This window comes from Saccharopolyspora mangrovi (assembly GCF_035320975.1).
GTDB lineage: Bacteria > Actinomycetota > Actinomycetes > Mycobacteriales > Pseudonocardiaceae > Saccharopolyspora > Saccharopolyspora mangrovi.
The window spans coordinates 18,125-30,413 of sequence record NZ_JAWLNX010000014.1; the positions used below are offsets into that span (position 1 = coordinate 18,125).

Consider the following 12,289-nt stretch of genomic DNA (forward strand, 5'->3'; position numbering starts at 1 on the left):
CGGACGAGACTGCACCGCCGGCTGGTGCGGCGAATACCCACTCGCGGGGGTAGCGGCGATGCGCCGTTGCGCGGTATCCAGCCACGTGGACCGGCGATGGGGCTGGGGAGGGCGCATGGATGACGTGACCGACTGGATCGATCGTCTCCTACCGGAGCGGTTGCGCTGGCTGGCGCGCTCGACCGGCATCCCGGTCGTCTTCGGCGGAACCACCTCGACGACGCCGCAGCGCCTGGTCATCGGCCGGTTGCGAGGCACCTACGGGGCCGGACTGCGCGGACTGGAGGTGCGCCCGGGCAGCGGGCTCGGCGGCCGGGTGCTGCGCGATCGCGCCGCGCACTGCGTCAACGACTACGCCCGCACCGCCGACATCACCCACGAGTACGACCCCATCGTGGTCCGGCAGGAGCGCCTGACCTCGGTGTTCGCCCTGCCCATCACGGTCGGCAACGCGGTCTGCGGGGTCCTCTACGGCGCCTCCCGCGACCACCGGCCGGTCGGGGATCGCGCCGTCCGCACCGCCGAGGTCGCGGCCACCCAGCTCGCCCGAGACGTCGAGGAGCGGCTGCGCCCGGACCCGGAGCTGGCCGACGGGGACCCGCTGGCCGAGCTGGCCGCGGTCATCGCCGAGACCGGCGACGAAGCCCTGCGTGCCCGCCTGACCCGAATCCACCGCCAACTCGGCGGACGCGAACCCTCGACCAGCCGCGGCGTCACCCTCGCGCCCCGCGAGATCGAAGCCCTCCGGCTCGTCGAGATCGGGGCGTCCAACGTGGAGATCGCCGCCCGACTGGGCCTGAGCCCCCAGACGGTCAAGACCTACCTCCGCAACGCCACCCGCAAGCTCGCGGTCCGCAACCGCACAGCAGCGGTCCACGAAGCCCGAACCGCTGGCCTCCTGTAGGTGCGCTCCTATCGGCTGCGCACCGCGCGCAGACCGCCGGGCCGCCTTCCTTCGAGCCGCTCGAGCGCGGCTTCGGCCGCGGCGTCGGCGGGGAGGTGCACGACGAGGCGCTGGTCGTCGTCGGCTGACAGTTCCAATACCTCGTAACTGAGGCGGATTTCCCCCACCTCGGGTTGGTGCATGCGTTGGATGCCTGTGGCTGCGGCGAGGCCCGGAACGGTCTCCACCCGCCGGGCGAAGTCCGCGCCCGCAGCGATCGTCAGCTCGTCGGCCAGTGAGGCGACGTCCGGATCAGCGCGGAACGGTCCGTGCTTCAGCACGGCCACCACCTCGTCGGCCACGTGCTCCCAGTCCGGGAAGGCGCTGCGCGCGCGGGGATCGGTGAAGACGAACCGGGCGAGGTTGGGCCAGTCAGGGGCGTCGAGGAGGCCGAGGGGAGCCATCAGTCGACGGTAGCCATCGGTGCAGGCCAGGACTTCCGTCAGGCGGTTCAGCACGACGGCGGGCGCCGGTTCGAGGTGATCGAGGATCGCGCGCACCGCCTCGCGGACCTCTCGCTTCGGCTGCTCGCCGCCCATGCAGTGGAACCCGGGGTCGGCTCCCTTGCTGAGCCGGTGCAGGTGGATGCGTTCACTCGGCGAGAGCTGGAGGGCATCGGCGAGCGCGGAGAGCACCGGAGACGAAGGCCGGCGGTCCCGCCCCTGTTCGAGCCGGATGACGTACTCGACGCTGACGCCGGCCAGGGTGGCCAGCTCCGCGCGGCGCAATCCGGGTGTGCGACGCCGGTTTCCCGCAGGCAGACCGGCTTGAGAAGGGGTGACCGCTTCGCGCCGGCTCCGCAGGAACAGGCCCAGCTCGTTCTCGCTCACCCCGCGAACGGTACCGGCGTGGGCAGATCACCGGGTGGCTCTCCCACTACCACCATCCGCACGGTCTTCCTAGCAACCGCTGCCAACGGGCAGATTCAGCACCAGCGGCCGATCGGGTCGCCTGACAATCGCGAAGGAGAACGTGAATGTCCCGCATCAAGCTCGCGGTGATCGTCGGCAGCGTCCGCGAAGGGCGCTTCGGCCCGGTGGTGGCGCGGTGGATGAGCGAGCAGGTCGAACGTCACGGCGCGTTCGAGGTGGATGTGATCGACCTGGCCGAGGCCGAACTGCCGCTGGAGCTGACCGCTGTCCCACCCGCAATGGACCCCGGCATGAACCGGCCGGAAGGGATGTCCGACCTGACCCGGCGACTGGACGAGGCCGAGGCGTTCATCATCGTCACCCCCGATTACAACCGCAGCTTCCCCGCGTCGCTCAAGGCGGCGATTGACTGGCATTTCACGCAGTGGGACGCCAAAGCCATCGGCTTCGTCGGCTACAGCGGAGCCAGCGGAGGAGTGCTGGCCATCGAAGCGCTCCGGCAGGTGTTCAACGAGCTCAACGCGCACACCGTCCGCAACTACGTTTCGTTCCCGCGCTACTACCTCCTGTTCGACGACGACGGGGAGCTCCGCCGCCCGGAGGAACCGGCCATCGCGGCGCGCGAGATGCTCGACCAGCTCCAGTGGTGGGCCAATGCCCTCACCGCTGCCCGCGCGGCGCGCGCAGCCGCGTGAAAGGCGAGACGAGAGTGGAACTCGGTGGCCAAGGCTTCGGCGCGATGAGATTGCGCGAGCACCGCAACCCCGACCCTGATCGAAATCCGGTGGCGGTGCTGCACGCTGCGCTCGACGCCGGAATCACGATGATCGACACGGCCGACGCCTACCGGAATGAGGAACTCGTCGGTCGCGCCATCCGGCGACGCCGGGGCGAGGTGGTGCTCGCCGGCAAGTTCGGCCTGGTGTGGAAGGGTGGGATCCCCGGCGACTTCGACGTGCGGGCCGATCCGGCGTACGTGCGGCAGGCGGCCGAGGCGAGCCTGAGGAGACTCGGCGTGGACGTGATCGACCTCTACTACCTGCATCATCGCAGCGAAACGGTCCCGATCGAGGACACCGTCGCAGCGATGGCGGAACTGGTCGACGGGGGAGCGGTGCGTGCGCTTGGCTTGTCCAACGTCACCGCCGACGATCTCCGCCGCGCCCACGCCGTCCACCCGATCACGGCGTTGCAGGAGAAGTGGTCGCTGCTCGAACGAGACGTGGAGCGGGATCTGCTCCCCACCGCGGCCGACCTCGGGGTGACCATCGTGGCGCACTCGCCGACGGGTCACGGCTCGCTGCACCGGCAGCCAGACGCGACCCTCGACGAGATCGCCCGCACGCACGACGTCACCCCGGGTCAAGTGGCGCTCGCCTGGGTCCACCACCGAAGTGGAGTCCACGACCTCCCGGTCGTCCCGCTCCCCGGCACCACGAGCGTTCGTCACCTCCATGCGAACGCCGCCGCGCGCGACATCCGCCTCACCGAAGAGGAACTGCACCAGCTGAGCACGCCGCGGCACCCATCCAACCGCGCCGTGGGGTCCTGAAATGCGCGGTGTTGCGGGACGGAACGTCGTGGCGGCTCTCGCCATCTCAGGATCGCACCACACCGCGGCTGGACGAACTGCTCGAACAGCGGTGACTTCAAGCCGCCGACGTGAGCACGAAGCGCGACGTCCCCACGTCGCGCGAGGACCGTCCGCAGACCTAGGTCGTCGGGACTTCGACGACGAAGAACTGGAACGTCGGTGTCGTGGCGAGGTTCTGGAAGACGTCGGGGAACAGGTCGCGGACGGCCGGATCGGGCTGGGGCTCGCTGATGGTGGTGAGGCGGAACCCGGAGGTGGTGAAGGCCTCGATCATCGCGTGCAAGGACCTGCGCCAGAACTTCATCGGGACCGTCTTGTCCCCGAAGCTCCAGTTGAAGGTGTAGCTGGTGGTCGCGAAGTAGTCCGGCCGGGGCTCGCTGATCGTGTAGGCGACGAAGGGGTGCTCGACCGAGACGATCAACCGTCCTGCTGGCTTGAGGACGCGCCGGAACTCGGCGAGCGTCGGTGACCAGTCCTCGATGTAGTGCAACACGAGCGACGCGACCACATCGTCGAACGCCTCATCGGCGAACGGCAGCCGGTTCCGCAGGTCGGCGAGGTGCAGGTCTGCGTCGTCACCGAGCTTGCGCTTCGCCGACGCCAGCATCCCGGCGCTGGAATCGATCCCCGTGACGAGCGCCCCCCGATCCCGCAGCTTCGCGGACAGGGCTCCGGAACCGCAACCCGCGTCGAGAATGCGGCGGCCCGACACGTTTCCGGCGAGCGCGAGCATCGCGGGACGTTCGTAGTGGGCGTTGACGGGACTGCTCTCGTTCGCCGCCGAGTACTCCTCGGCGAACGCGTCGTAGTCGTTGAACCGCGAATCCATGATCGGAGGGTAGGGGCGCGAGGTTCACCGCGTTCGAGGTTCGGCTGTTCTGCTGCTCGTCGTGGTGATGATGAGGGCGGTCGTGGCGAGGGGGAGCAGGGCCCAGAGCGCTGCTGCCGTGTAGTCGTTCTGGTTGGGCAGCGCCGTGGAGGTGGCGAGCAGGAGCCCGGCCAGCGCGCTGCCGGTGCTGAAGCCGATGCTGCGGACGATCTGGTTGATCGAGAGCACGCTGGCCGTTTCCGCCTGCGGCACACCGGCGAGCACCAGCCGGGGCATCACCGCGGAGATGCCGCCGACGCCGAACCCCAGCAGCCCGATCGCGGTGAGGACGACCGGGAGCGACTGGTCGGCGGCGAACAGCAGCGCCGCCGCGATGGCGATGGCGGCCGAGAGCGCGTACGTCCCACGTTCGGTGAGGCGCGCGAGGAGACGCGGCTGGACCGTGCCCGCGACGAAGCCGAGCGCGGAGAACGGGATCAGCGCCGCTCCGGCGGCGACACCGGGCAGCGCGAACCCGTACCCGGCGCCCGCCGGTGTTTGCACGTAGCGGGTGAGCAAGCTGAACAGCAGGTACAAGCCCATCCCGGCGATGAGCATCGCCAGGTTCGCGCGCAGCACCGTCGCCCGGCCGAGCAGTCGCAGGTCCACCAGCGGCGCGGTGGTGCGCCGCTCGACGATCGCCCAGACGACGAGGACCGCACCGGAACCCGCGAGCACGCCGCAGACCAGCCACGCCGAGGACCAGATCGCCGGTTCGGCGACCAGGAGCAGGAACCCGAGAGTGCCGAGAGCCAGCAGCGTCGCGCCGGTGAGGTCGATCCGCGGTCGCTCACCGGGTTCCTCGACCGGCAACGCCCGCCAGGCGATGACCAGCGCGACGACCGACAGCACGAACCCGAGCCCGTAGGCGGCCCGCAGTCCCGCGAGCTGGTCCAGGAGGCTGATCACGGGATATCCGACCCCGATGCCGACCGTCCCCGCGATCGACAGGGCCGCGATCGTGGACGTCGAGCGCTCCGGCGGCAGGTGCGCGCGGGCGACGCTCATCAGCAGCGCCCCCACCGCCACGCCCAGCCCCTGCAACCCGCGTCCGAGCAGCAGCACCGCGAACGGCAGCGGGAGAACCGTGAGCAGACCGCCGAGCGCGACCAGCGCCAGCGCCGCCAGGATCGTGGTGCGCCGGTGCGGGCCGCTGCCCAGCCTGCCCAGCCTGCCCAGCACCGGGCCCGCTATCGCGCCGGTGAACAGCGGCAACGTCAAGGTCCACTGCGCGGCGTGGAACGACACGTGCATCCCGGTGGCGACGGGGGTGATCAGGGGTGCTCCAACGCTGCCGATCACCGCGGCCGACAACGCCGTGCTCACCAGCGCCTCGCTCAGCCGCCCGCCGACGGCTTCGCTCACCGGTTCACCTCGGTCGTGATGTGGTGGAACAAGCCCGGTTGGACGCGGGTGCGGACCCCTTCGGCCCAGGTCTCGTCGAGCTCCTCGACGTCCATCGCGGCACCGGCGTTGAGCAGCATCCCGAACGCGAGGAACGTCTTGACCGCCACCGGATCGAGCCCGGTGCCGTCCTCGGCGGTGCCCCACATCCGCGCGAAGCACGCGCGGACCGCGTCCTTGACCTCCGGGTCGCCGCACGCGGCGAACCCCTGGAGCTGCAGCAGCAACGAGGTCCGGTCCGCCAGCAGGTCGAAGTACTGAGCGCCCATCGCCGACAGCGCGTCGATGCCCGCCTTCCCGTCGCCGGCCTCGCGCATCCCGGCGCTGACCCGCTCGAACGCCGCCTGGACCAGCTCCAGGAACAGGGCCTTCTTCGTCCCGAACATCCGGAAGACGTAGGCCTGCGTGATCCCGGCGTTGCGCGCGATCGCCTCCGTCGAGGCCCCGTGCAGCCCGTGCTCGGCGAACTCCTCGGCCGCGATCGCCAGCACCTGAGCACGTCGTTCGGTCCCGCTCATCCGTTGAGCCATGCCGACAAGTTACCAGTTACTAACCACTAACCAAACTGGTCGCACCGGGACGGGAGTCCTCGTCCCGCAAGCCGATTCAGCGCAGGAGCGCGCGTTGACAGGGTGCATTCGCGCTCGCACGATGGGCCGCACGTTGACGTGGGCACGATCGGAGCGCGGATGGGTTCGACCGCTGGAACGCTGGCCAGGTGGGCGCACGAACTCGTCCCCGATGCCGAGGACCTGGCGCTGGCGCAGCGCTCGCTGGTGGACACCCTCGCGGTCACCCTCGCCGCCCGCGATGACGACTTGGTGCGGATCTCCGCCGGGCTGCCCGACGCGGCGCGCTGGGCGGCGGTGGGGCACGTGCTGGACTTCGACGACCTGCACATGGAATCCACCGCGCACATCAGCGTGGTGTGCGTTCCGGCCACGCTGGCGGCGAGTGGTGATGCGCGCGCCTACCTGGCCGGTGCCGGTGTCATGGCGCGGATCGGGACGGCTTTGGGCTGGTCGCACTACGCGAGCGGGTGGCATGCGACGTGCACGGCCGGTGCGCCCGCTGCCGCTGTTTGCGCCGCCGTGGCCCTGGGCTTGTCGAGCGAGCAGATCGCGACGGCGATCGCGCTGGCCGTGCCTGCGGCCGGGGGAGTGCAGCGGGCGTTCGGGACCTCCGGCAAGTCGTTGCAGGTCGGGTTCGCCGCGGATGCGGGTGTTCGCGCGGCCCGGTTGGCGGCTGCGGGGGCCACGGCTGATCCGGCTGCGTTGGACGCCTGGCTGCGGCTGGTCGGTGGTGATCCCGGCCGGATCGAGGTCGACGGCCCGGCGGTGCCGGGTGGCCTGGCGATCAAGATGTTCCCCTGCTGCTACGCGCTGCAGCGGCCGATCAGCGCGTTGCGTGAACAGCTCCCCGACGGCATCGCCACCGAGGACGTGGCCGAGATCGAGGTGCGCACACCGGCCGGGACCGTGCAGCCGCTGATCCACCACCGCCCGAGCACCGGCCTGCAGGGCAAGTTCAGCATGGAGTACGCCGTGGCGGCCGCCCTGCTGGACGCGCACCCCGGTTTCGGCAGCTTCACCGACCGGGCCGTGACCCGAGCCGAGGCCCAGCGCCTCGTCCGCCTGGTGACCGTGGACGAAACACCCGGCGGCGACTGGCTCCTGGCGGGCCAGGTCGACATCGCGCTGACCCTGCGCGGCGGAGCGCGACACGCGGTCCGCCTGGAACTGCCGCCCGGATCGCCCGGCCGTCCTCCGTCCGAACAGGACATGAGCGCCAAGATCGCGGACTGCGGGGACGACGTCCCCGCGCTGCTGTCCGAAGTGGAGTGGAAGCGGGCCGCGGCGCTGCTCGCCGAACACCTCCCCGGCACCGACCAGAAGGAACCCGCGTGAACACCCTCAGCGAAGAAGAGCAGGCGATCGTCGACACCGTGCGCGATTTCGTCGACCGGGACGTCCGGCCGGTCGCCCGCGAGCTGGAGCACGCCGACGACTACCCCGAGAAGCTGATCGAGCAGATGAAGCGGCTCGGCATCTTCGGTCTGGCCATCCCCGAGCCCTACGGGGACGTCGCGGTGTCCACGCCGTGCTACGTGCGGGTCACCGAGCAGCTCGCGCGCGGCTGGATGAGCCTGGCCGGGGCGATGGGCGGGCACACGGTGGTGTCCAAGCTGATCCACACCTTCGGCACCGAGCAGCAGAAGCAGCGCTACCTGCCGAAGATGGCCACCGGCGAGATCCGGGCCACGATGGCGCTGACCGAACCCGGCGGCGGCTCCGACCTGCAGGCGCTGACCACCAGCGCGCGTCGCGACGGCGATCACTACGTGATCAACGGGTCGAAGACGTGGATCACCAACGCCCGCCGCTCGCAGCTGGTCGCCCTGCTGTGCAAGACCGACCCGCAGGCCGAGCCCCAGCACCGGGGCATCAGCATCATCCTCGTCGAGCACGGCGAGGGCTTCACCGTCTCCAAGGACCTGCCCAAGCTCGGCTACAAGGGCGTGGAGAGCTGCGAGCTGTCCTTCGACGACCACCGGGCTCCGGTGGACGCGCTGCTCGGCGGCGAGGAGGGCCGCGGTTTCGCGCAGATGATGAAGGGCTTGGAGATCGGCCGGATCCAGGTGGCCTCCCGCGCGCTGGGCGTGGCCCGCGCCGCGCTCGACGACGCCCTGCGCTACTCCCAGGAGAGGGAGAGCTTCGGCAAACCGATCTGGAAGCACCAGTCGGTGGGCAACCACCTCGCCGACATGGCCACCAAGTACACCGCGGCCCGCCAGCTGGTGCTGCACGCCGCCGACCGCTACGACAGCGGCGAGCGGTGCGACATGGAAGCGGGCATGGCCAAGCTGTTCGCCTCCGAGGCCGCGATGGAGATCGCCCTCAACGCGGTCCGCGTGCACGGAGGTTACGGCTATTCCACCGAGTTCGACGTCGAGCGCTACTTCCGGGACGCCCCGCTGATGATCGTCGGCGAGGGCACCAACGAGATCCAGCGCAACGTCATCAGCTCCCAGCTCATCGCCCGCGGCGGACTCGACACCTGACGCGGGGGGCCCCGGGCAGCCGCGGCCGGCCCGCGGGGGCCGGGGGCCCCCCGCCCCCGGGGGGCCACCCCCCCCCCGCCCGCGTCCCCGCCTTCCCCCGGGGGCCGAACGGCGTCTCGCGCGGACCCGCCTCAGCTGAGGGCGTCGGGGTGCGGACCGGTGCGGAGTCCGCGGTCGAGGGTGGCGACCGGCTGCGGGATCGTGACGCCGTCGTTGAGCGTGATGTCGGGAATCACGGGTGAACTCCTCCTGCGCGTTGCGGATCAGACCTGCGCCGGAACCGGTGCGGTGGTCTCGGTGGTCTCGACGGCGCGGCTGCGGCGGTCGAGGAAGGCGGCGAGGAACGACAGCAGCAGCGCGCTGCCAGCGAGGACGGCCCCGACCCAGTTCGGCGCGGTGTAGCCGAACCCGGCGGCGATCACGACGCCGCCCAGCCAGGCGGCCAGCGCGTTGCCGAGGTTGAAGGCGCCGATGTTGGCGGCGGAGGCCAGGGTGGGTGCGGCGGACGCGTGGTCGAGGACCCACTTCTGCAGCGGTGGCACGGTGGCGAAACCCAAGCCCCCGATCACGGGCAGGGTGATCGCGGCGAGCACCTGGCTGTGCGCGGTCACCGTGAACAGCAGCAGGACGACGCCGAGCGCCGAGAGCGTGACGAACAGCATCGGCATCAGGGCCCTGTCCGCGAACTTCCCGCCCAGCAGGTTCCCCAGGAACATGCCGATGCCGAACAGCACCAGCAGCCAGGTCACCGCGCCCGGCGAGTAGCCGGCGACCTCGGTCATCATCGGCGCGATGTAGGTGATGGCGGCGAACACTCCGCCGTAACCGAGGACGGTCATCGCCATCGCCAGCCACACCTGGGCGTTGCCGAACGCGGCGAACTCGGTCCTGATCTTCGCGGCCTCGGGCTTGCGCTGCTCCGGGACGAGCAGCGCGACGCCGAGGAACCCGATCACGCCGAGCAGCGCGACGACGCCGAAGGTGACCCGCCAGCCGAAGGCCTGGCCGACGTAGGTGCCGCCGGGCACGCCGATGATGTTGGCGACGGTCAGCCCCATGAACATCAGCGAGATGGCGGAGGCCTTCTTCTCGGCGGCCACCAGGCCGGCGGCGACCACGGAGCCGATGCCGAAGAATGCGCCGTGGGCGAACGAGGCGACGACGCGCCCGACGAGCATGAGCGCGAAGGTCGGCGCTGCGGCCGAGAGCGCGTTGCCCACGATGAACACGCCCATCAGGAACAGCAGCATCTTCTTGCGGGACACCTTGGTGCCCAGGACCGTGAGGATCGGTGCGCCGATGAGGACGCCGAGCGCGTAGCCGGACACCAGCCAGCCCGCGGCGGGGATGCTCACGCCGAACTCAGCGGCGACCTGCGGGAGCACCCCCATGATCACGAACTCGGTGGTGCCGATCCCGAAGGCTCCGATGACGAGGGCCAGAAGCGCGAGAGGCATGTGCGTGCCTTCCTGATTCATCCGCGTCTGTCATGTACAGGCGTCGACAATAGTTGCAGACGCGGGATACCGCCACGCGCATTACTGTGATGTGGGAGATAGTTGCAGGCGCCGCATAACAGTGCTGGCTGGTAACCTGGTTGCGAAAGGTCGACCGAGGGGAGTCGCTCGTGGGGATCGCGGACGATGCCGTCGAAGTGCGCGCTCACGGCTGGCGCACGCTCGCCGCGCTGCACGGAGTGCTCGACGTCGCGCTGGAGAAGGCGCTGCAGGCCGAGCACGGCCTCTCCGTCGTCGAGTACACCGTGCTCGACGCGCTCGGCCGCCAGGACGGCTGGCACATGCGCATGCAGCAGCTGGCACGCGCCACCGCGCTCAGCGGCAGCGCCACGACCCGCCTGGTCAGCCGGCTGGAAGATCGCGAACTGCTGACCCGGGTCCTGTGCAAGGAGGACCGCAGGGGCATCTACACCGAGCTCACCGACGCGGGCCGATCCCTGCTCGAACGGGCCCGCCCCACCCACGACGCGGCCCTGGAATCAGCGCTGAACTCAGCGGCCGAAACCCCGGAGCTCGCTCCTCTCGTCGAAGCCCTGCACGGCCTGACCCAACCCGTGCCACAAGGCTGAGGCGAAAGCCCTTCCCCTCGCTCGGGTGCTCTCGCGCGTGCGCGGAAGTCGATGGCGGAGCGCCGGTCGTGGAACGGATCCGGGAGCGTCGTCCTCCTGGCCGCGATGTGCGTCCTGACCTACCCGCAGTCCCCGCCGGTGCTGGCCTGGATGGTGGTGTGGAGCTGGTCTTTTCGCGGCGTCGAACGCCGGATCGATGCCCTGGTGGGCTCCGCTGCTCGTGGTCCGTGCATCCTGGTGGGGTCCGAAGCGGATCAGGCGAGGGGAACAGCGCCTGCTGACCACAGGGGGAAGGCATGACCACCGAGAACGAGCGTCCGGAGATCGACTTGTCGCGGGACCCCAACCCGGGCGTCCCCAACCACGCCCGCCCCGAGGGCGCCGGCGTGGACCCGCTCATCGATCTCTCCCGCGACCCCAACCCGGGCAAGGCCGATCACGCCAAGCCCGAAGACGAGGACTGAGCCCGACCCGTGCGAGCTGAGCCGTCCCCGCCAGCCGGGGGCGGCTCAGCTCGTCTCAGGCGCCCGTCCTCGATGGCGTCTCGGCCTGATCAAAGGCAAGGGTGTGCGCGCCAACGGCTTTGCGGCGAGTGCGATGCGGCGGGAGTGGGTCAGCGCGACTTCAGGGCGTTGCCGGAGAGGGCGAGTTGGCGGCTTTGGGCGACGAGGCGGCCTCGGGAGTCGTAGATGACCGCGTCCTCGTTGAACCAGCCGTCCGAGCTGAGGGCGTCGCAGCGGGTGTACCCGGCGACCGGGCCCGGGGCCGGCAGGGCTCGGAGCTGGTAGGTCAGCTCGACGGTGGGGCACCAGCCGGTCTGGCCGAGGCCGAACACCGTCGGTGGCAGCATGTCGACGGCCACGATCAGCGACAGCGGGTCGAAGTCGGTGCCGTCGGTGAGCCGCATCCAGCCGCGCACCTCGCCGCCGCCGGAGGTCTCGCCGCGCAGGAGAGCCGCGGTCTCCGGGTCGAGCCGGATCTCGAGGTGGTCGAGCAGGCCGCCCTCGGCTGACGAGCGGAGATCGCCGCACTCGTCCAGGGGCTTGATCGGCGGCTGCCCGGCCGCCTCCCACTCGTGCGCGGCGCCGGAGATCTCGCCAGCCGTGACGGTGACTTCGACGCAGGGCTTGCCGCCCTGCACCAGCCGCGCGTGGACGGTGCTGAACAGGCGTCCGCGCTTGACCTGCTCGGTGTGCAGCTCGACCTCGCCGACGTCCGGTGAGCGCAGGAAGTGCGTGCTGACCACCAGCGGGTGGGACCGGCCTGCGGTGGTGAGCGCGGCCTTGGTCAGCAGCGCCATCATGTACCCGCCGTGCGGGTTCTTCCCGATCGACCAGTCGGTGTCCAATGTGGACGAGTAAACGCCGTCGCGGATCTCCGTCACGGTCGTGGCCTCGGCGAAGCTGCGCATGCACCGACACGTTACCTGCTCGAACGAGTTCCGGAACGGATCTCGAATCG

The 12,289-nt window shown here is 70.5% G+C and carries 13 protein-coding genes; 7 read left to right on the forward strand and 6 right to left on the reverse strand.

Annotated elements, in window-relative coordinates; translation table 11 throughout:
* The first annotated feature begins 115 nt into the window (after positions 1-115).
* Positions 116-904: a LuxR C-terminal-related transcriptional regulator gene (locus R4I43_RS19805; protein ID WP_324267142.1), complete on the forward strand. Its 789-nt coding sequence runs from the start codon at positions 116-118 to the stop codon at positions 902-904.
* 8 nt (positions 905-912) lie between these two features.
* Here the strand turns inward: R4I43_RS19805 and R4I43_RS19810 are convergent, their stop codons facing one another.
* Positions 913-1,773, reverse strand: a complete 861-nt coding sequence (locus R4I43_RS19810) for a helix-turn-helix domain-containing protein (RefSeq protein ID WP_324267143.1) — start codon at positions 1,771-1,773, stop codon at positions 913-915.
* 167 nt (positions 1,774-1,940) lie between these two features.
* Between R4I43_RS19810 and R4I43_RS19815 the strand changes: the two genes are divergently transcribed.
* Together R4I43_RS19815 and R4I43_RS19820 are read left to right on the forward strand one after the other, a co-directional pair.
* Positions 1,941-2,510: an NADPH-dependent FMN reductase gene (locus tag R4I43_RS19815; RefSeq protein ID WP_324267144.1), complete on the forward strand. Its 570-nt coding sequence runs from the start codon at positions 1,941-1,943 to the stop codon at positions 2,508-2,510.
* Positions 2,511-2,554: 44 nt separating this feature from the next.
* Positions 2,555-3,367, forward strand: coding sequence for an aldo/keto reductase (locus tag R4I43_RS19820; RefSeq protein ID WP_324267145.1), 813 nt, complete (start codon positions 2,555-2,557; stop codon positions 3,365-3,367).
* 160 nt (positions 3,368-3,527) lie between these two features.
* Here R4I43_RS19820 and R4I43_RS19825 read toward each other — a convergent pair whose 3' ends face one another.
* Genes R4I43_RS19825 through R4I43_RS19835 form a run of 3 tightly spaced genes read right to left on the reverse strand, consistent with a single transcriptional unit; the run spans position 3,528 to position 6,211 of the window.
* Positions 3,528-4,238 carry a class I SAM-dependent methyltransferase gene (locus tag R4I43_RS19825; protein ID WP_324267146.1) on the reverse strand — a complete coding sequence of 237 codons (711 nt, stop codon included), beginning with the start codon at positions 4,236-4,238 and terminating at the stop codon, positions 3,528-3,530.
* Positions 4,239-4,262: 24 nt separating this feature from the next.
* Entirely contained in the window at positions 4,263-5,642 is a 1,380-nt protein-coding gene (locus R4I43_RS19830) for an MFS transporter (RefSeq protein WP_324267147.1), read from the reverse strand.
* Complete coding sequence (locus tag R4I43_RS19835; protein ID WP_324267148.1) at positions 5,639-6,211, reverse strand: TetR/AcrR family transcriptional regulator; 573 nt, start codon at positions 6,209-6,211, stop codon at positions 5,639-5,641. The genes R4I43_RS19830 and R4I43_RS19835 overlap by 4 nt, the downstream gene beginning before the upstream one ends.
* A gap of 159 nt (positions 6,212-6,370) precedes the next feature.
* On the opposite strand from R4I43_RS19835, the gene R4I43_RS19840 reads away from it, so the two are divergent.
* Both R4I43_RS19840 and R4I43_RS19845 read left to right on the forward strand, forming a co-directional pair.
* Complete coding sequence (locus R4I43_RS19840; protein ID WP_324267149.1) at positions 6,371-7,588, forward strand: MmgE/PrpD family protein; 1,218 nt, start codon at positions 6,371-6,373, stop codon at positions 7,586-7,588.
* The gene (locus R4I43_RS19845) at positions 7,585-8,742 is read left to right on the forward strand and encodes an acyl-CoA dehydrogenase family protein (RefSeq protein ID WP_324267150.1); all 1,158 of its coding nucleotides are present in this window, start codon (positions 7,585-7,587) and stop codon (positions 8,740-8,742) included. The genes R4I43_RS19840 and R4I43_RS19845 overlap by 4 nt, the downstream gene beginning before the upstream one ends.
* A 263-nt stretch (positions 8,743-9,005) precedes the next feature.
* Here the strand turns inward: R4I43_RS19845 and R4I43_RS19850 are convergent, their stop codons facing one another.
* A complete protein-coding gene (locus R4I43_RS19850; RefSeq protein WP_324267151.1) occupies positions 9,006-10,199 on the reverse strand; it encodes an MFS transporter in 1,194 nt (397 codons plus the stop codon).
* Between the two features lie 170 nt (positions 10,200-10,369).
* Between R4I43_RS19850 and R4I43_RS19855 the strand changes: the two genes are divergently transcribed.
* On the forward strand, positions 10,370-10,828 hold the full coding sequence (locus tag R4I43_RS19855; RefSeq protein WP_324267152.1) for a MarR family winged helix-turn-helix transcriptional regulator: 459 nt from the start codon (positions 10,370-10,372) through the stop codon (positions 10,826-10,828).
* Between the two features lie 296 nt (positions 10,829-11,124).
* On the forward strand, positions 11,125-11,292 hold the full coding sequence (locus tag R4I43_RS19860; protein WP_324267153.1) for a hypothetical protein: 168 nt from the start codon (positions 11,125-11,127) through the stop codon (positions 11,290-11,292).
* A gap of 149 nt (positions 11,293-11,441) precedes the next feature.
* On the opposite strand, the gene R4I43_RS19865 is transcribed toward R4I43_RS19860, so the two are convergent.
* A complete protein-coding gene (locus R4I43_RS19865) occupies positions 11,442-12,239 on the reverse strand; it encodes a thioesterase family protein (protein ID WP_324267154.1) in 798 nt (265 codons plus the stop codon).
* Positions 12,240-12,289 lie beyond the last annotated feature (50 nt).